Raw genomic sequence first — 16,309 nt, 5'->3', positions numbered from 1 at the left:
TCAATGAAAAACTTTTTGTTACTGGGCGCGATTGTTCCCGCCTTTACTCTCGCCGAGCAGGGAGTGCATCAGCACGATCACGACCATATGCAACACGGTCAACACGACCACTCGCCGTCACCAGCCATGTCGAACCTGGAACACGCGCCGAACCAGCCGGATCACGTGATGGATCACGAGGTGTTGCTGACCAAGGTCACCATCGACCAGCTGGAGGCACGCGAGCACGATGGCAGCGCGCTGGAGGGCAGCCTTTGGTTTGGCGATGACTTCAATAAACTGTGGCTGAAAACTGAGTTTGAACGGGAAGGAGGAGAGACGGAGAAAGCACTGTCCAGAACGACCAAAAAAGAGCTACAGGCACTGTACAGCCGCGCCATCGCTCCCTACTGGGATCTGCAGTTTGGTGCGCGCCACGACTTCGAGCTGGAAACCGACAGCCGCAACTGGGGCGTTGTTGCCCTGAACGGTCTGGCGCCCTACTTTTTCGAGGTGGACACGTCACTGTTTATCGGTGAAGACGGAGATACCGCGTTTCGCGTTGAAGCCGAGTACGAACTGTTGTTCACCCAGCAATGGATCCTGAGCCCGGAAATCGAAGTGAATTTCTTCGGCCAGAATTCTCCCGAGCACCACACCGGCTCCGGCCTTTCCGATATCGAAGCCGGCCTGCGCCTGCGCTACGAATTTACCCCGCAGTTCGCACCCTATATCGGCGTGAACTACGAAAAGAAATTCGGCAATACCGCAGACTTCGCACGGCAGGACGGGGAGTCAGTCAGTGAAACCCTATGGGTGATCGGGCTGCACGCCTGGTTCTGATCCGTTTTCAGGTGGCATCGGGGACGACTCTGCTGCCATAACTTCCTGCCACCAATAATCCATCACCTGAGGATTTTTGATTGCAACCGGGGCCCCAATCACCGGAGTAATCATCCGCACGCTCTTCTCCCACGCGGCGGCAGCGGCGCGCTCCATCGGCTCGAACCAGTCATGGAGGGCCAGGTCAAAGGTGCTGTTGTGGATGGGAATCATCGCCCTGCCTCGCAGGTCCAGATGGGCCTGCACACTCTGCTCTGGCAGCATATGGATCTTGCTCCACAGATCATTGTAGGCACCGGTTTCGATCAGGGTCAGATCAAAGGGCCCCAGCCGTTCGCCAATTTCCCGAAAACCGTCGAAATAACCGCTATCGCCACTGAAGAAAATATTGCTATCCCGCCCGGCGATCGCCCAACCGGCCCAGAGGGTTTCATCGCGGTCCCCCAGACTGCGCCCGGAAAAATGCTGTGCCGGGGTGGCGGTAAATTTCAGTGTGCCGACGGTGTGTGACTGCCACCAGTCGAGCTCGACAATTTTGTCTTCAGCAATTCCCCAGCGGCGCAGGTGATCACCCACTTTCAACGGCACCAGGTACTGCCCGACCTTTTCATCCAGCGCCAGAATGCTGCCCTTGTCCAGGTGGTCGTAGTGATCGTGACTGATCACCACCGCCGCGATCTGCGGCAGTGAAGACAGCTCGAACGGCAGCGGGTGAAAACGCTTGGGGCCCGCCCACTGCACCGGCGACGCGCGCTCACTGAACACCGGATCGGCAAGCACCGTTTCTCCGTCCATACGGATCAATACACTGGAATGCCCCAATCGATAAACCCTGGCCTCAGATTCCGGCTCGGCCAGTTCAGCCGCGGAAATATCGCGCATGGGGAGCGGCGCAGTGGGTGTGGGCGCTTTGCGCTCTGCGCGCAGATACATCTTGGTGATTTCCCACAGGTTGCTCGCCCCGGCGCTGGCGTCCATGCCCGTGTTGTAAAACTTCTGCGGTGCCGAGGAACAGCCTTTGAACAGACTGACAGCCATAACGATTACCCCTGTAATTACCAACCAGCGCGCTTTCATGATGAAACGAGGATTGACCCAAAAAGTAAACTATACAGTGTAGTGTAATCTCGAATCACAAAAAGTAAACTGCCTAGTGTAAAATTCCTCTCAAGCCGATTTGAGCGATGTGAGACCAGAGGGTCAGATGACCGAGAAGAAACCCACAAGAAGTGAACTGAAGCGCCAGGCGATTCTACAGGCTGCCAAGCGAGCGTTTCAGGAGCGCGGGGTGCACAATACCAGCATGGATGAACTGGCCGCGCTGGCGGAAGTCTCCAAGCGCACCGTGTACAACCACTTCGCCAGCAAAGAAGCGCTGATCATTACGCTGATGGGCGAACTCTGGCAGCAAGCCACCCAATGTGCCGGCGGGGTTTACGAGGCCGATACCGATTTAAAACGGCAACTGTGCAAGCTGATCGAGGCGGAGATCGAGGTAATCTGTAGCCGCGAATATATCGAACTGAACCGGGTGGCCTTCGACCACTTTTTTCACCAGCCGGAAGCGCTGCGTCAGCAGATGGAAAAGTTCTCGGCCATTGAGACCGGTATCACCCGCTGGCTCAAGGCAGCCACCGCCGACGGGCGCCTGCAAAACCTGGATATTGAAATCGGCAGCAAGCAGATTCACAGCCTGATCAAGGGCAGCTGTTTCTGGCCGCAGCTGATGCAGGTCAGCCCACTGCTCACACCAAAAGAGCGCGCCGCACTGGCGGAGCGCACGGCGGCGTTATTTCTGAGCCACTACACAGCCTGATCCCGCGCCCTACTCCACAACCAGCGTGCCGCGATACATCTGCATCTGGCAGTGAAATGGATACTTTCCCGCGTCCGCCGCGGGGATTTTTACTTCGGTAACTTTATCCACCGCCAGCTGCGCGCTTACTTCAAGGTCGGGAAACAGTACCCACTCGGCGCAGGGCGATGCGTCTTCCCGACGGAAATGCAGCATCGTTTCTTTGCCCGCGGTCACGCGCACCCGCTCTGGTTCGTAAACACCGTCCTTGACCAGAATTTCCAGTTTTTCACTGGCTTCAGTGGCCTGCGATTTTTGCTGCTTGGGCGCCAACCAGAACCACCACAGGGTAAACGCGATTGCGGCGAGCCCCAGTGAATTAATCAGCACGGATTCCATCAGGCATCACCTCCGTTGGATTTTGCCGAGTCGTGAGACGGTTTGAACAACCGCAGCCGATTGGCATTACTCACCACGGTCACCGAGGAAAATGCCATGGCGGCACCGGCAATCACCGGGCTCAACAGTGTGCCGGTGACTGGATAAAGTACACCGGCGGCGATGGGGATCCCCAGGGTGTTGTAAATGAATGCGCCGAACAGGTTCTGCTTGATATTGCGCAGGGTCGCGCGGGATAACTCCACCGCATCGGCAACACCGTGCAGGGACGAGCGCATCAGGGTGACATCCGCGGACTCGATCGCCACATCAGTGCCGGCGCCGATGGCAAAGCCGACATCGGCGCGTGCCAGTGCTGGCGCATCGTTAATACCATCACCGGCCATTCCCACTTTGGCGCCGCCCTTTTGCAGGTCGGCCACGATCTTTTCTTTGTCCTCCGGCAGCAGGTCCGCGTGCACGTGCTCAATGCCCAGCTGTCTGGCGACCGCCTCTGCCGTTGCCTGGTTGTCACCGGTCAGCATTTCGATGCGCAGGCCGAGTTCCTGCAAACGTTGTACCGCGGCCTGTGCGTCTTTGCGAATGGGATCGGCCACCGCGATCACACCGGCCATGGCCCCATCCACGGCCGCATACATGGCGGTGCGCCCCTGTGCGGCAAGCGTTTCTGCTTTCTCCGGCCACTGTCCGGTTTCAATGCCCTCGCGCTGCATCAGTTTGCGATTGCCCAGCAGAACTTTTTTACCATCGACCTCGCCACTGACGCCGTGGGCGGTAATCGCTTCGAAATTGTTTACCTCACCCAATGGCAGGTTTTTCTCTTTTGCTGCAGCGACAATCGCTTCCGCCAGTGGATGTTCGGAGCGGCTTTCCAGGCTCGCCAGCTGCTGCAGCAACGCGTCCCCGTCACCTTCGCTTTCGATATCCGTCAGCTTCGGTGCGCCTTCGGTAAGGGTGCCGGTCTTATCCACCACTAAAGTGTCGAGATCGGTAGCCTGCTGTAGAGCCTTGCCGTTGCGCACCAGCACGCCGTTTTCCGCCCCTTTGCCCACCCCGACCATCACCGACATGGGTGTGGCCAGGCCCAGCGCGCAAGGGCAGGCAATAATCAGCACCGAGGTCAGCACCACCAGCATATGTGCGATCTTGGGATCGGGCCCCCAGTTGTACCAGACCAGAGCGGCAATCACTGCGATGATCATGACGCTGGGTACAAAGACGGCAGAGATGGTGTCCGCCAGCCGCGCGATGGGCACCCGCGAGCTCTGGGCGTTTTTGACCATCTGGATAATCTGCGAAAGGCGGGTATCCGCACCCACTTTTTCCGCGGTGAATACCAGGCTGCCATTTTTATTCAGGGTGCCCGCACTGAGCCCATCGCCCGCCGCTTTCTTTACCGGCACCGGTTCGCCGGTCAGCATGGATTCATCGACAAGGCTCTCGCCTTCGACCACGCTGCCATCCACCGGAATTTTTTCCCCCGGGCGTACCCGCAGTTTATCGCCGGCCTGCACCTGCTCGATAGGGATATCCACTTCCTCCCCATCGCGGATTACCCGTGCGCTGGTGTCCTGCAGCTCCAATAGTTTTTCCACCGCCGCGCTGGTCTTGCCGCGGGCACGCACCTCCAGTGCCTGGCCGAGATTGATCAGGCCGATGATCATGGCACTGGCCTCGAAATAGACGTGGCGAGCAGATTCAGGCAGGACTTGTGGCAGCAAGACCACCAGCATGGAAAACAGCCAGGCGGTGCCGGTGCCGAGCGCGACCAGTGTATCCATGGTGGCACTGTGATGGCGGAAGGCCCGCCAGGCGCCCGTATAGAAATGGCCGCCGCAGAAAATAAGTATGGCAAGCGTCACCAGCCCTACCGCACCCCACGCGAGTTGCTGGAAGCTGTTGTGCACACTCATTTCGCCGGTCACCAGCCCCCAGATCATCAAGGGAAGACCCACCCCCAGTGCGATACCCGCGCGCCAGAGCAGATGCCGGTAGTGATTCTCCTCATCTTGCCGCTGCTGTTCTCGCAGCTCGCGCGCGCTCGACCGCACAGGTTCGGCACCATACCCGGCAGACTCCACCGCCTGAATACACGCCTGGGGGTCCGCATCCCCCCGAACCACCAGGGTTTTATCCCCTAGATTCACCCGTGCGTCGTCGACCCCGGCCACCCCAGACAGTGCGGACTCGATCTTTTTCACACACCCGGCGCAACTCACGCCCTGGAGCTGAAAGGTCCTGGTTGGCGAAGAAGGAATATCTGACATGGGGTTCCTCATGCTCGTGTACGGCCTCAGATAGGGTAGCGGAATGCGATAGCTGGCACAGCCATTGCGCGGCGCTATGACCACAATAAATAAGCATTTACTTTCTTTATGTGTATCACATGCTAACTTAATATAAAAAGCAAATACTTATTTTAAACCCCATGCCCATCGCCCGCCCCCACACGACCCTGCTCGCGGTAATGCTAGTCACCCTGATCGGCACCGCCGGCATCGCACTGCCCTACCCAGTGCTAGCGCCACTGTTCCTGGAAGGACCGACAAGTGAACTGACAGGGTTTATGGGGCTGCCCCCGAAACTGCTACTGGGTATTTTACTGGCCCTGTTTCCATTGGGGCTGCTACTGGGCAGCAGCGTCGTAGGCGCGCTATCCGATCAATTCGGTCGCCGGCGCACTCTGGTATGTACGTTGCTGCTGGCGGCAGCAGGGTATGGGTTTTCGGCGCTGGCGCTGAGCCGGGAGAACTACTTGCTGTTTGCTGTTGCCCGCTTTGTCACCGGGCTTTGCGAGGGTAATATCGCCATCGCACGAGCCATGGCGGCAGATCTGCACCCCGCCATCGAGCGAACTCGCGCACTATCGCTGGCTATGGCCTGTTCCTACGCGGGGTGGCTGCTCGGGCCACTCGGTGGCGGCTATCTCGCTGCGAGCGGCGCGGATTTTGTGTTCTGGGCTGGAGGCCTGGCGTCGACCACTTGCGCATTGCTCGCACAGCTCTTGATGCCTGCCGATAAGCCCGCTGTATCTTCCGGCGGCAGTCTTATACGGCTGGTACACGCACAGAATTCCCTCGCCCTATGGCGGGAGCCCGCAGTGTGCGCCCTGGCGCTGTTTAATCTGCTGTTTACCCTTGGAGTAAATGCTTTTTATGAATTCTATCCATTCTGGCTGGTGGAAAAATTTGGCTTTCAAGCACACCAGATCGCCTGGAACACGGTGATCGTGACCGGCGTCATGATAGCCACCAGCGTGTTGGCAGTGCCGGCAATCAAGCGGCGATTGGGCGCTGAGCCTGCAGTATTCAAGGGAGCTGTAGGGCTCGGTATTTTGCTGCTGTTACTGCCCTGGACAGATGTTGCTGGCGCCTACGCCATGTTCGCTCTCATCGGTGTCGGTATCGCCACGGTGAATGGCATCTTTCCGGCGATTATGTCGGAGCGCTTCGCTGAATTCGGCCAGGGACGGGTAATGGGCCTGCTTACCGCGAACTTCTGTCTGACCAGTACACTGATCGCCCTGCTGGGCAGTGGCGTCGCCCTGCTGGGAAGCCAGTGGACACTTATGCTCGGCGGGCTGCTGTGTATTGCCGGAGCAGTATGGTTTGCCCACCTCGAGCACGCCCCTGCCAAGTGGTCAGAAAAGGTAGAAGCGCAATGAAGGCACGTCACACTCAAGGCGCCCCGGTTGCCACCAGCGACTCCCGTGAACAGATCCTCTATCTGCTGAAAACACACGGTCCGTTCTCAGCCGGTGCCATTGCTGATCACCTCGGCATCACCGCGGTCGGTGCCCGCCAACATTTGCACCAATTGGCGGAACAGGGGTTACTTCAGCGCTTCGACCGCGCGGAAAAAGTCGGGCGCCCAGCGAGTTACTGGGCGCTGACGGAGAAGGCGCAACAGCGCTTTCCCGACCGCCACGGTGACCTTACGGTGAAGCTGATCGAGAGCGTTCGCGAGGTCTTCGGCCCACAGGGCCTGGATACTCTGATTGCCAGGCGGGAACAGGAGTCTCTAGCCGAGTATATGGATGCACTGAGGAACTGTGCGACCCTGGGGGCACGCGTGCGCAAGCTTGCTCAGTTACGCGACCGGGAAGGATATATGGCCCAGGCGGTGCAGGAGCAGCGCGGGATATGGCTGCTACTGGAAAACCACTGTCCGATCTGCGCCGCAGCTCGGCATTGCCACAATTTCTGCCGCTCGGAACTCGAGATTTTCCGCCAATGCCTGCCCGAGGCGCGGGTAGAACGCTGTGAGTACCTGCTCGACGGGGCACGCCGCTGCGCTTACCGGATATCCGCCCAGCAGACTTAAAAGGACTCATCATTCATGCCGCAGCGTCGCAAGCCGCTCAGACCAGGTAGTCAGTAGCTCCTGCTATTCACACACAACAACTGTGCCAATTCCCCCTCACGATGCCCTCCTCCCGGGTGGTATCATCGCCCCCATGAATCACCCCCTGCTCCCCGAACGTCCCCTCGTTATTTCGCCCTCTCTGGCCGCCACCCTCGGCCTAGAGGAGGCCGTGTTGCTTGCGGCACTGGGTGACCTGTTACCCTTCCTACCGGTAGAACCACATCCCGGCCGCGACTGGTACACCGCGGATGGGGCTCAGCTGCAACAGCTGCTGCCATTCTGGGAGCCCTCGGACATTCAACGGGTCTCAACCAGCTTGCGCAATCAGGGTGCGCTTCTGCTGGGTGCCGCGCCCTACGGCAGCAGTGCGATGCTCAAATTTTCACTGCCCGCTGCACAGTCGGCTAACCGGCCATCATCGGTATCGGCCCCCACACCTCGCGCGGCCAATACCATTTCCCCCAATTGGCAGCCGGACGGTGAGACCATGGCACGCATCGCGCAGCTGGGCGTGCCGGAACATTTTGTGCGGGAGCAACTGCCGGAGTTTGTCACTTACTGGCGTGACCGTGGTGAAAGTCGACATTCTTTCGGCTCCCTGTTTCTCAAGCAGGTCAAGAACAAGTGGGAAGCCTTCCGTGCCACCCAGGGCCGGAAACAGCCGCTGCCTGACCACTGGCGCCCCGGAGAGGAAACCCTGCGCAAACTTTCCGATGAAGGAGTACCCAGTACTTTTGTGCAGCGCTGTCTGCAGCGATTTGTGGAATACCACCGCAACAGCGCCAAGCAGTCAGTTTCATGGGATCTTGAATTCAACGACTGGGTGATCGAAGACTGGGAAAAACAGGACACCCCGTTTATCGAAAAGCGCAAACCGGAACCCATGACCCGAGACTGGCAGCCCAGCGAGAATACCTGGGAGCAGCTGCGCCGATTAGCCATCAACCCCAACTTTGCTGCAGAATTATTGCCCGAGTTTATTTACAAATGGCTGGAACGGGGCGGCCATAGCGCCCGCTGGGGCGAGCAGTTTATCGAGTATGCGCGCACGGAATGGGCTTATTACTGCCAGGGTATTGAGAAAAACCCGGTGGCCAAAGCCATTTCCCGTAACTGGCAACCCTCCAGCGACTGCCTCGGGCACCTACTGAATCAGTGTGAAATTGATCGGGACTTTGCCCTTTCGCTGGTTCCGGAATTCATTCTCTACTGGCGCAGCCAGAATACCGCCCGCAAAAGCTGGGATGCGGTATTTGTGCGCCATGCGCGGCACAAGTGGGCCGAGCGCAACAAGTTCGCGATAGGACAACAACATGGCAAGCCACAAGAATCCGGGCACTCAGGTAACCAACGCACAAGAGACACATCAGTCTGGGACATCGTCACAGACACAAACTGGTAACCCTGAGCTGGAAGCGCGTAAACGCGCGTTAAACGAAGTCTTCGGGCTGCTGAAACTGAGTTACCACAACCAGTTCAATTCCGCCTTTCAGGATGTGCAGACACTGAATCACGCCAAGCGTCTTTGGCTGGAGTCCCTTGCCGGCTTTTCGCCCGAAGAAATGGTTGCCGGAGCCAAGCGCGCCATCAAACAGTCCGAGTACTTGCCAACGGTTCACAAGATGTTGCAGTTTTGCGCCGAGGGTGAAAACGGCCTGCCCGATCCTCGCGCCGCGTACCGCGAAGCCTGTAATGCTCCGAGCCCAAAGGCCAATCATAAGTGGAGCCATCCCGCGGTCTACCACGCAGGCCGTGCCGCCGACTGGTTTTTCTTGGCGAACAACCCGGAGTCTTCCGCCTACCCCGTGTTCGCCAGTCACTATAAAAAGATTTGCGAGCGCCTGATGGCCGGGGAGAGCCTGCCCGCGCCGCAGCAGGTCCGGCTGGAACACCAGACGTCTAAGCCGCTGTCGAAGGCTGAAAATGCCAAGAAGTTGGCGGAATTGCGCGCGCACCTCAAAATATGATGTGATGTATGGGCTGCACCTCAGCTTATAGGGCCGTGCCACGGATTTACGGACCGGCCCGCCAGATACGTTTCATCCGACTCCAGAGCAGGTATCGCCATGGCCAGGCCCCTCCTTCTGCTTGTGGTACCCCTCGCACTGCTCGGCAGCAGCCTTGCCAGTGCCGATTTCTATTCCCATCGCTACGGTGGCCTCGCGCTACAGGCGACAGCTCTTGACGATACCTGTCGTGACACACGTGACTTTGTTGGCCTGCTCAATAGCACCAACCAGGTCGCAGCACTTTCAGACTGCAGTGACACCGGTGAAGGAGCCAAACTCTACGCTGGTTGGCGCTGGAGCCCCCATTTCGCGGTTGAGGCCGATCTCAGGCAGACAGCGACCTCGACATCGAACTTCGTGGTCCATAATCCGCAGTTTACCTACCTAGCGGTCAAAGACCGTATAACCAACCGTATGGGCAACGCCTTTTTGGTCGGCCACCTGCCAGTGGGCCGCTCGGGGTTCAGCGTATTTGGTAAGTTGGGTGGGGGCTTCTGGTTTAACGAGCTGCGCTCGCTTCAGCGCGGTGAAGCAGTGGCCGTGTTCCAGTTTGAAGACGGCTCCGTACAGCCAGTTGCCATTCCAGTGGAAGGTGTGTTTACGGAAACCAGTAGCGGGTTTCACTGGGGGTACGGAGCCGGTGTCAGTTATCAACTGCGGGACCGATGGACCATTCGCGCGGAATGGGAGTTGTTCCCTGAAATCGGCAGTGAGGACCTTCGCGGTGAGTATCAGGTTGAATCCGCATCTGTGGGCTGGAGCATTCATTTTTAACACACCGGTCCTTCGCGCTATTCACAGCCCGCCCTGCTGCTGCGATTCACGAGCCTCACCCCCGCAGATAGCGCTCACCGCGGTGATCGGACAAGTTGATTTCCTAAGAGTTTTTCCAATTATGCACAACTCGGTTACTCACAGAAACACTGGACAGAGCTGGGGATAAGTTTGGGATATATAACCTGAATGGCGCGGCTATTACGCTACAGGCAGCGCTTAAAATTTCAACGGAAGTGAGTGGCGGATTTTTCTGTGGTGCTTCGACACCAGTCCAATATAGAGCGCTTTCAGTGATGGGAATCAATGTCGCACTATTGACAAAATTCCATGACACACTTCTCAAACCGCCTTTATTTTTATTTGCGGATGTAGTTAGATGTAAAAGTGATCAAAATGAACACAATATTTTCAATAACGATTCCGGGGTAGCACATCATGTCGCGCTTACTTACATATATTCTCGGATGTACCTTGAGCCTGCCATCTCTGGCAGCCATTACCGAAACGGAAATTTCGGATAACAGTGCGCAATTCACCATCTCCGAAGGAAGTAAATCCGTTGAACTCACCCTCAGTTTTGACTCAGTAAAAAATCTGGATGCAACGAGTGCAGGTGTGGACTCCTACACCTTTTCCCTGAGCGACCCGAATGTCGTCGCCAGGTTACCGGAGGGCGTCGAGCCACTTGCGGATTTCCCGGTCATGATTGTTATCGAGCCACCTGCCAGTGAAGAACTTTCATTCCGCGGGGCGGCAGATGTAATGGTTTATACCCGTGATATCCACTTTGACAATAATTATCGAGTGTTCAAATCACACGAGGGTGAGACCTTTCAGGATCTGACCGCTGAGCACAGCGAAGGCTCCTATCGCGCCCGCCTCAGAACGGGAAATTTCTCCGAGTGGATGGTGGTCCGGGACAACAGAGACCCCAAAGACGTAATTGCACTGAAATACCAGAGGCTAAGCGACGCTATCAGCTCCAGTAAACTGGGCTGGCTAACCACAAACCGACTGCTGGACCAGCTGAACCTTTCCCGACTGTTCTGGGAACAGGGCAATACTCTGCTGGCAATCACGACATTGGACGTGGTGATTGGCCTGATCGATAGCCTCGCGGGCTCATTAATCAGCAATGTCTGGCATGCCACCTCGCCGCTGACCAATACCGCTGGTGATTTGCTCGGCGCGAGCGCAACCCTGCGCTTCAGTCTTTCGCAAGGGTAATTCTGTGCCGGCTCAGTTCAGTATTTACTATCCTCGCCGTCCGGTGAAAGAAATTTGCCTGGAGGATAACAGGACTTACAGACTGGGCCGCAGTACAGACAGTGATTTACATATAGATAATCCCTCCGTGTCCAGGAGTCACGCAGAGCTGAAACAGGTGAACAATGTCTGGACGCTCCGTGATCTGGGATCTAAAAATGGCACAAGAATTCACGGTGCGAACGTCAGTTTCGCCAATTTAACCAATGACTGCTGGCTATCAATCGGTGAGATTCAGGCGCGTTTCCAACTCCTGGGAAGACACCAGCTGGATCACCTCGAAGGCCAGGCAGATAAGCGTTGGCAGCACTGTGAGGAAATCGGCAAGCAACTGTCCAACAGCGGTGACCTGGAGCAGATGCTCGCCCGAGTACTGGAAGGTGTCATCCAACTGGCCGGCACCGATCGCGCCTTTATTCTGCTTAAAAGCACCACCGGTAATCTATCGGTCAGTGCAATGCATGGCGTAACACCCGAAGTTTTCCAACGCGCTGATTTTGCCGGGTCGCGCAGTGCGGTGGGCGAAGTGCTCAGCTCCGGCCGCCCGCTGGTAACCTCCGACAGTCTTGACCATCAGTTTCTTTCCAGCCAACCAAGTATCCAGCTCAATGCCATTCGAGCCCTTGCCTGCCTGCCCCTGTCGATGGACGATAGACAACTTGGCGTCCTCTATACGGATAGCCTGTTAATGGGAAAAGGGATTACTGAGCTTGATTTAAGTATTCTCGAGGCCATGGCAGACAATGCATCCATGGCAATTGCGGCAACATTGCTTAAAGCGGATCTTGATCAACTGAACCGGAGCACTGCTGAAACGCATTTCCCCAGTCTTTCAGCCTGGTAATGAGGTTTTTCCACTCGTGGAAACAGATCCTGATACAACAAAAACAATAAGCAATCTTTTCCATCCCCTACAAAGCGGAGAGCGTCTTGCAAATCGCTTTGTCATCCAGCGCCTGATCGGCCGTGGAGGTTACGGCTCGGTATATCTGGCAACGGATGAGCAACTTGGGATTGAAGTGGCTTTAAAACTTCTTGATCGGCAAGCAGGAGTAAGCTTGCGCAGAGAAGTTTTGCTTGCGCGCAAAATCAGCCACCCGAATGTGGTTCGCCTGCACGATATTTTCGAGTCCGAGCATGGTTACTTTTACACCATGGACTATATTCCTGGCGAAAGCCTGGCAACCAAGCTCGACCGTGAAAAGCGACTTAAACCTCAGGTCGTAGTCTCACTCGCACACTGCCTGCTGGACGCGCTGGATCAAGCGCACCAGAACAATGTCGTACACCTCGATCTGAAGCCAGAAAACATTTTGATCAACCCGGAAGGGGAGGCTTTTATCACCGACTTTGGCGTCGCTCGCGCTCTGGGTGAAAAAGCCGATGCCCCGTCCGGCACGCCAGATTATGCATCTCCGGAACAAATTCAGGGAAAAGCCCTCGATGGCCGCAGTGATCTCTACAGCCTCGGGGTAATTCTGTACGAGTCCGCTACCGGATTTCTTCCGTTTGAAGGTGAAGACAGTTGCGCTCGGATGATCGCCCGGTTAAACGTCCGCCCACTGGCACCTTGTGAAAGGTGCAAAGAGGTACCCAGACGACTCAGTCAATTTATCCTCCAACTGCTCAGTAAACGTCCCAGCCGGCGCCCCACAAGCGCCCGTATCGCTCGCTTGCGCATTGCGCAGGCGCCCCGCAATTATCGCTGGGCCTGGGCACTTCCGCTGGTCGTGATTTTGGGGTTGTCACTCTGGAAGTATCAACCTGCATCGTCGGATACAGGTAAACACACTTCGCCCACATTGCTGGTGTTGCCCGCGGAATACACACCACCGGTACCAGCCTGGCTTTCCCGCACGGCGGCGGAACAATTACACAGTCAACTAGCGGTTTCCCCGAATGTGCGGCTGGCAGATCAGCAACCGGTTTTAAACTACATCAACCAGGTCAGCTGGCCAATCCCGCTCTCAACAAGCCAGCAGGAAGAGTTATTACAGGCCTTTGGCGCCATGTGGGTGGTGACATCTGAAATCAGACCTATAGGGGATCAGTGGAGCCTCACCCTCAGCTACGGTCCACCCGGGCAAAAAAAGGCGCACTCCATACATCAGATGATCGAGCCAGAGAATGTGCTCTCCGCGCTCGACCTGGCAGGAAGCAGACTACTTGCGCAATTGGACCAGCGCGCGCCCGAGGCCATCGCCATTCCAGACCAGTTTCGTGCCGAGGTAGTACAGGTACGACGCCACCTCGACATGGGAGAATTTGAACTCGCCGCGAACCGCTCACAGCGTCTAACACAGGCGTGGCCCCACGCTTTGAGCTCGTACCTGCACTTCAGGGCAAACGATGGACTCGGTGATATCCGAGAGGCGAGAAAAGCCATTGATGAAGCTCACAGCTTGCTCGACAACCCGAGTTCAACACTTGCCTTACAAATCCAGTTTGAGCGACAGAGGCTCGCGGGTAACAGTAAAAAAGCGCTTAGCTCTCTGGAAATTCTTAGTGAGCGGTTACCTTTCAACAGTCGTTTAGCACACTTACACTCGGATCTTCTAGCGGACCAAAAGGGTTTGGAAGCGAGCATTGACTATTTACGGAACTGGCTCGCCAACAGTCCCACAGATGCGCGAGGCTGGTACTTACTCGGGCGCGAGCTGATTCAAAGTGGCGCGGCACAAAAGGCAATCGAAGACCCACTTTCCCGTGCACTTGTGCTTTCTCGCAGCCAGCGACAGTTAAAACTTGAGGCCGACACCCTCGCAGCGATTGGCGTTGCCCAGGAACGGCTAGGTGAACTCGGGCACGCCGATAAGTATTATCAGGAGGCGCTGGATAAGAGACGGTCACTTGGGGATAAGATTGGGCAGGCAGGACTGCTGGCAAATATTTCCTACCTCAATGCCATCGCAGGCTCACCGGATAAAGCACAACAGCACCTTGACGACGCACTTTCTTTACTCGCCTTGGAGAATGCGCCAAGACTTCAAGCCAGTATTCACAACGATAAAGGTGTGTTGCTCGAAGAATCCGGCAACTACAGCGCAGCAAAACAGGAATATATGAAGGCGCTGGGGCTGCGCCGTGAACTGGACGATCCGGGCCTGATTGCGGAAAGTCAGGCTAATGTAGGCTATATCGCCATGTTGGCCGGTGACAACGAAAGTGCGAGGGTCTACTTTCAGCAGTCTCTGTTGGGGCACCAGAATATCGGCGATCGTCGAGGCATGCTTTATGTCGGCCAATACCTTGCCAGCCTGGATACCCGGGAAGGCAGCTGGCCTCAGGCTACCAGAGCATGGCTTCAGAGCCGACGTGAAGCGGAAAGAATTGGAGACCAGCAGGCAAAACTTGCAATATCAATTCACCTCGCACAACTGAGTCTATGGCGAGGCCAGCCGGCCAAGGCCGAAGCGGAGCTTGTAAGAGCAAGCTCGTTGGCGTCGGAACTCCAGGATTCCCGAGCCGAACACGAAATCACTTTGCTACGCGCAGAGCTGACTCTGCGCTATGGCGGCGAGCTTAAATTTGATCTGTTAACAGGTAGCGCAACTCCTGACCAACTCGCCCGTCAACAACTTATTAAAGCGGAGTGGCTCCTTGAAAATGGGCGCGCGGCAGAAAGTGAACCGGTCATCAGGGAGCTGCTCAGTCAACCATTACCTGCTTGGGAATCTAGTTGGCGACAGTATCTCGTAAACAGCCTGCAGCTCGAGCGGGATGCCATAGATCCTGCAAACCAGATCTGGCGCTGGGCTCAGGGGCTGGAACCTGAAACGATTCCGGGTGAATCCTGGTTCGCGATCCGGCAGAGTGCGCGAGAGTGTAATTCCGAGTCTTGCTCAGAGCTTCCTCACTGGTTTCTCCGCACAATCGAACAGGAACAGCTCAAAGAGTTTTTAAAACTTCCCTGGATTCCAGAAGCATGGAGATCACTCGATGGATAAGCTTGAAGTAATGGACCGGCTGCAACGCCTGTCCATCGAGCAGGACAAATTAACACGCAAGCTGATTGATGGGGAGCAGCGCTTTCGCGCTTTGGCCCGCAGTGTCTGGTCTGTGCAGGAAGAGGAGCGCAAACGGCTCGCACGCGAGCTTCACGACGGCATCGGGCAGACACTGACGGCTTTAAAACTTCGGCTCGCGACTATGGAAGCCTCTCCCGAAAAAACCGAAGTCCTGGAAATTACCGAAATTGCATTGAGTGAAGCCCGCCAGCTTGCGCGATTGTTACGTCCAGCTGTGCTGGATGACCTGGGTTTGGCCCACGCGCTCGAATGGCTTTGCCAGCTTATTGAGGATCAGACGGAAATCCAGGTAGCACTGCGAATTTCCGGATTGGAAAACCGGCTTCCACCAGATATGGAAACCCTGCTTTTCCGACTTGCGCAGGAAGCGTTGACTAATGCGCAGAAGCACAGCAAAGCGAGCATTATCGATATCCGACTCACCTGCACGGACCAGCGTGTCACTCTGTGTATCGCAGACAACGGTGTTGGTTTTGATGTGGATAAAGCCTGTGCCGCAGAGCGAGACGGCTTTGGGCTCCGCAGCATGCGTGATCGGGTGGAGTTATTCAGCGGAGACTTTTCGATCAAAAGTTCCCGCAACAGCGGGACGGATATTTTTGTGAGTCTTGGGCGGTAGCCCTTGCCACTTCTTTCGAGAATTTCGGCTGGCTGTAAGGGTTGGTTTGCGGGGAGTAAATAAACGCACGAAGCTGCCCGTAGGGCTGGGTACAAAAAAGAGTCCAATGAAAAAAGCCCTGACCGCGTTTGCGATCAGGGCTTTTGGAATGAAAGCCTGACGATGACCTACTCTCACATGGGGAATCCCCACACTACCATCGGCGATGTTGCGTTTCACTTCTGAGTTC

Annotated in this window: 14 protein-coding genes and 1 other annotated feature (1 of these 15 running past the window's edge); of the genes, 11 read left to right on the top strand and 3 right to left on the bottom strand. The window is 56.4% G+C overall.

What is annotated here, in order from left to right:
- The first annotated feature begins 3 nt into the window (after positions 1-3).
- The gene (locus AAFH99_RS04835; RefSeq protein WP_043320648.1) at positions 4-822 is read left to right on the top strand and encodes a copper resistance protein B; all 819 of its coding nucleotides are present in this window, start codon (positions 4-6) and stop codon (positions 820-822) included.
- On the opposite strand, the gene AAFH99_RS04830 is transcribed toward AAFH99_RS04835, so the two are convergent.
- Positions 790-1,860 carry an MBL fold metallo-hydrolase gene (locus AAFH99_RS04830; protein ID WP_406828808.1) on the bottom strand — a complete coding sequence of 357 codons (1,071 nt, stop codon included), beginning with the start codon at positions 1,858-1,860 and terminating at the stop codon, positions 790-792. The two genes, AAFH99_RS04835 and AAFH99_RS04830, sit on opposite strands and share 33 nt — an antisense overlap.
- A 166-nt stretch (positions 1,861-2,026) precedes the next feature.
- Between AAFH99_RS04830 and AAFH99_RS04825 the strand changes: the two genes are divergently transcribed.
- Positions 2,027-2,638, top strand: coding sequence for a TetR/AcrR family transcriptional regulator (locus AAFH99_RS04825; RefSeq protein WP_406828807.1), 612 nt, complete (start codon positions 2,027-2,029; stop codon positions 2,636-2,638).
- A gap of 9 nt (positions 2,639-2,647) precedes the next feature.
- Here the strand turns inward: AAFH99_RS04825 and AAFH99_RS04820 are convergent, their stop codons facing one another.
- Entirely contained in the window at positions 2,648-3,016 is a 369-nt protein-coding gene (locus AAFH99_RS04820) for a cupredoxin domain-containing protein (protein ID WP_043320646.1), read from the bottom strand.
- Positions 3,016-5,283, bottom strand: a complete 2,268-nt coding sequence (locus AAFH99_RS04815; RefSeq protein WP_406828806.1) for a heavy metal translocating P-type ATPase — start codon at positions 5,281-5,283, stop codon at positions 3,016-3,018. Before AAFH99_RS04815 ends, AAFH99_RS04820 begins: the two co-directional genes overlap by 1 nt.
- A gap of 161 nt (positions 5,284-5,444) precedes the next feature.
- Here AAFH99_RS04815 and AAFH99_RS04810 point away from each other — a divergent pair, with 161 nt between their 5' ends.
- From AAFH99_RS04810 to AAFH99_RS04770, 9 genes are all read left to right on the top strand, one after another.
- Positions 5,445-6,680 (top strand): MFS transporter, encoded by a 1,236-nt coding sequence (locus AAFH99_RS04810; protein WP_406828805.1) that lies wholly within the window; start codon positions 5,445-5,447, stop codon positions 6,678-6,680.
- Positions 6,677-7,339, top strand: coding sequence for a helix-turn-helix transcriptional regulator (locus tag AAFH99_RS04805; RefSeq protein ID WP_406828804.1), 663 nt, complete (start codon positions 6,677-6,679; stop codon positions 7,337-7,339). Before AAFH99_RS04810 ends, AAFH99_RS04805 begins: the two co-directional genes overlap by 4 nt.
- A gap of 133 nt (positions 7,340-7,472) precedes the next feature.
- Positions 7,473-8,783 (top strand): DnaT-like ssDNA-binding domain-containing protein, encoded by a 1,311-nt coding sequence (locus AAFH99_RS04800; RefSeq protein ID WP_043320645.1) that lies wholly within the window; start codon positions 7,473-7,475, stop codon positions 8,781-8,783.
- On the top strand, positions 8,695-9,348 hold the full coding sequence (locus tag AAFH99_RS04795) for a replication protein P (protein ID WP_231492068.1): 654 nt from the start codon (positions 8,695-8,697) through the stop codon (positions 9,346-9,348). The genes AAFH99_RS04800 and AAFH99_RS04795 overlap by 89 nt, the downstream gene beginning before the upstream one ends.
- 99 nt (positions 9,349-9,447) lie before the next feature.
- Complete coding sequence (locus AAFH99_RS04790; RefSeq protein WP_043320644.1) at positions 9,448-10,164, top strand: outer membrane beta-barrel protein; 717 nt, start codon at positions 9,448-9,450, stop codon at positions 10,162-10,164.
- 438 nt (positions 10,165-10,602) lie between these two features.
- The gene (locus AAFH99_RS04785; protein WP_043320643.1) at positions 10,603-11,394 is read left to right on the top strand and encodes a DUF6689 family protein; all 792 of its coding nucleotides are present in this window, start codon (positions 10,603-10,605) and stop codon (positions 11,392-11,394) included.
- Between the two features lie 4 nt (positions 11,395-11,398).
- Positions 11,399-12,277 (top strand): FHA domain-containing protein, encoded by an 879-nt coding sequence (locus AAFH99_RS04780; protein WP_406828803.1) that lies wholly within the window; start codon positions 11,399-11,401, stop codon positions 12,275-12,277.
- A gap of 16 nt (positions 12,278-12,293) precedes the next feature.
- Positions 12,294-15,380: a protein kinase domain-containing protein gene (locus AAFH99_RS04775; RefSeq protein WP_406828802.1), complete on the top strand. Its 3,087-nt coding sequence runs from the start codon at positions 12,294-12,296 to the stop codon at positions 15,378-15,380.
- On the top strand, positions 15,373-16,080 hold the full coding sequence (locus AAFH99_RS04770) for a sensor histidine kinase (RefSeq protein ID WP_043320640.1): 708 nt from the start codon (positions 15,373-15,375) through the stop codon (positions 16,078-16,080). Before AAFH99_RS04775 ends, AAFH99_RS04770 begins: the two co-directional genes overlap by 8 nt.
- A gap of 198 nt (positions 16,081-16,278) precedes the next feature.
- Positions 16,279-16,309 (bottom strand) — a sequence feature (16S ribosomal RNA rRNA prediction is too short) (it continues 908 nt past the right edge of the window).

The sequence above is a fragment of the Microbulbifer sp. ARAS458-1 genome (assembly GCF_045348205.1).
Classification (GTDB): Bacteria; Pseudomonadota; Gammaproteobacteria; order Pseudomonadales; family Cellvibrionaceae; genus Microbulbifer.
Note: the sequence above shows the minus strand (reverse complement) of the source record. Positions and strands in the feature narration are given on the sequence as shown.

Excerpts from the sequence above, each read along its gene's own strand:
- AAFH99_RS04835 (WP_043320648.1), top strand. The coding sequence starts at position 4 with ATGAAAAACTTTTTGTTACTGGGCGCGATTGTTCCCGCCTTTACTCTC.
- AAFH99_RS04830 (WP_406828808.1), bottom strand. The coding sequence starts at position 1,860 with ATGGCTGTCAGTCTGTTCAAAGGCTGTTCCTCGGCACCGCAGAAGTTT.
- AAFH99_RS04825 (WP_406828807.1), top strand. The coding sequence starts at position 2,027 with ATGACCGAGAAGAAACCCACAAGAAGTGAACTGAAGCGCCAGGCGATT.
- AAFH99_RS04820 (WP_043320646.1), bottom strand. The coding sequence starts at position 3,016 with ATGGAATCCGTGCTGATTAATTCACTGGGGCTCGCCGCAATCGCGTTT.
- AAFH99_RS04815 (WP_406828806.1), bottom strand. The coding sequence starts at position 5,283 with ATGTCAGATATTCCTTCTTCGCCAACCAGGACCTTTCAGCTCCAGGGC.
- AAFH99_RS04810 (WP_406828805.1), top strand. The coding sequence starts at position 5,445 with ATGCCCATCGCCCGCCCCCACACGACCCTGCTCGCGGTAATGCTAGTC.
- AAFH99_RS04805 (WP_406828804.1), top strand. The coding sequence starts at position 6,677 with ATGAAGGCACGTCACACTCAAGGCGCCCCGGTTGCCACCAGCGACTCC.
- AAFH99_RS04800 (WP_043320645.1), top strand. The coding sequence starts at position 7,473 with ATGAATCACCCCCTGCTCCCCGAACGTCCCCTCGTTATTTCGCCCTCT.
- AAFH99_RS04795 (WP_231492068.1), top strand. The coding sequence starts at position 8,695 with ATGGCAAGCCACAAGAATCCGGGCACTCAGGTAACCAACGCACAAGAG.
- AAFH99_RS04790 (WP_043320644.1), top strand. The coding sequence starts at position 9,448 with ATGGCCAGGCCCCTCCTTCTGCTTGTGGTACCCCTCGCACTGCTCGGC.
- AAFH99_RS04785 (WP_043320643.1), top strand. The coding sequence starts at position 10,603 with ATGTCGCGCTTACTTACATATATTCTCGGATGTACCTTGAGCCTGCCA.
- AAFH99_RS04770 (WP_043320640.1), top strand. The coding sequence starts at position 15,373 with ATGGATAAGCTTGAAGTAATGGACCGGCTGCAACGCCTGTCCATCGAG.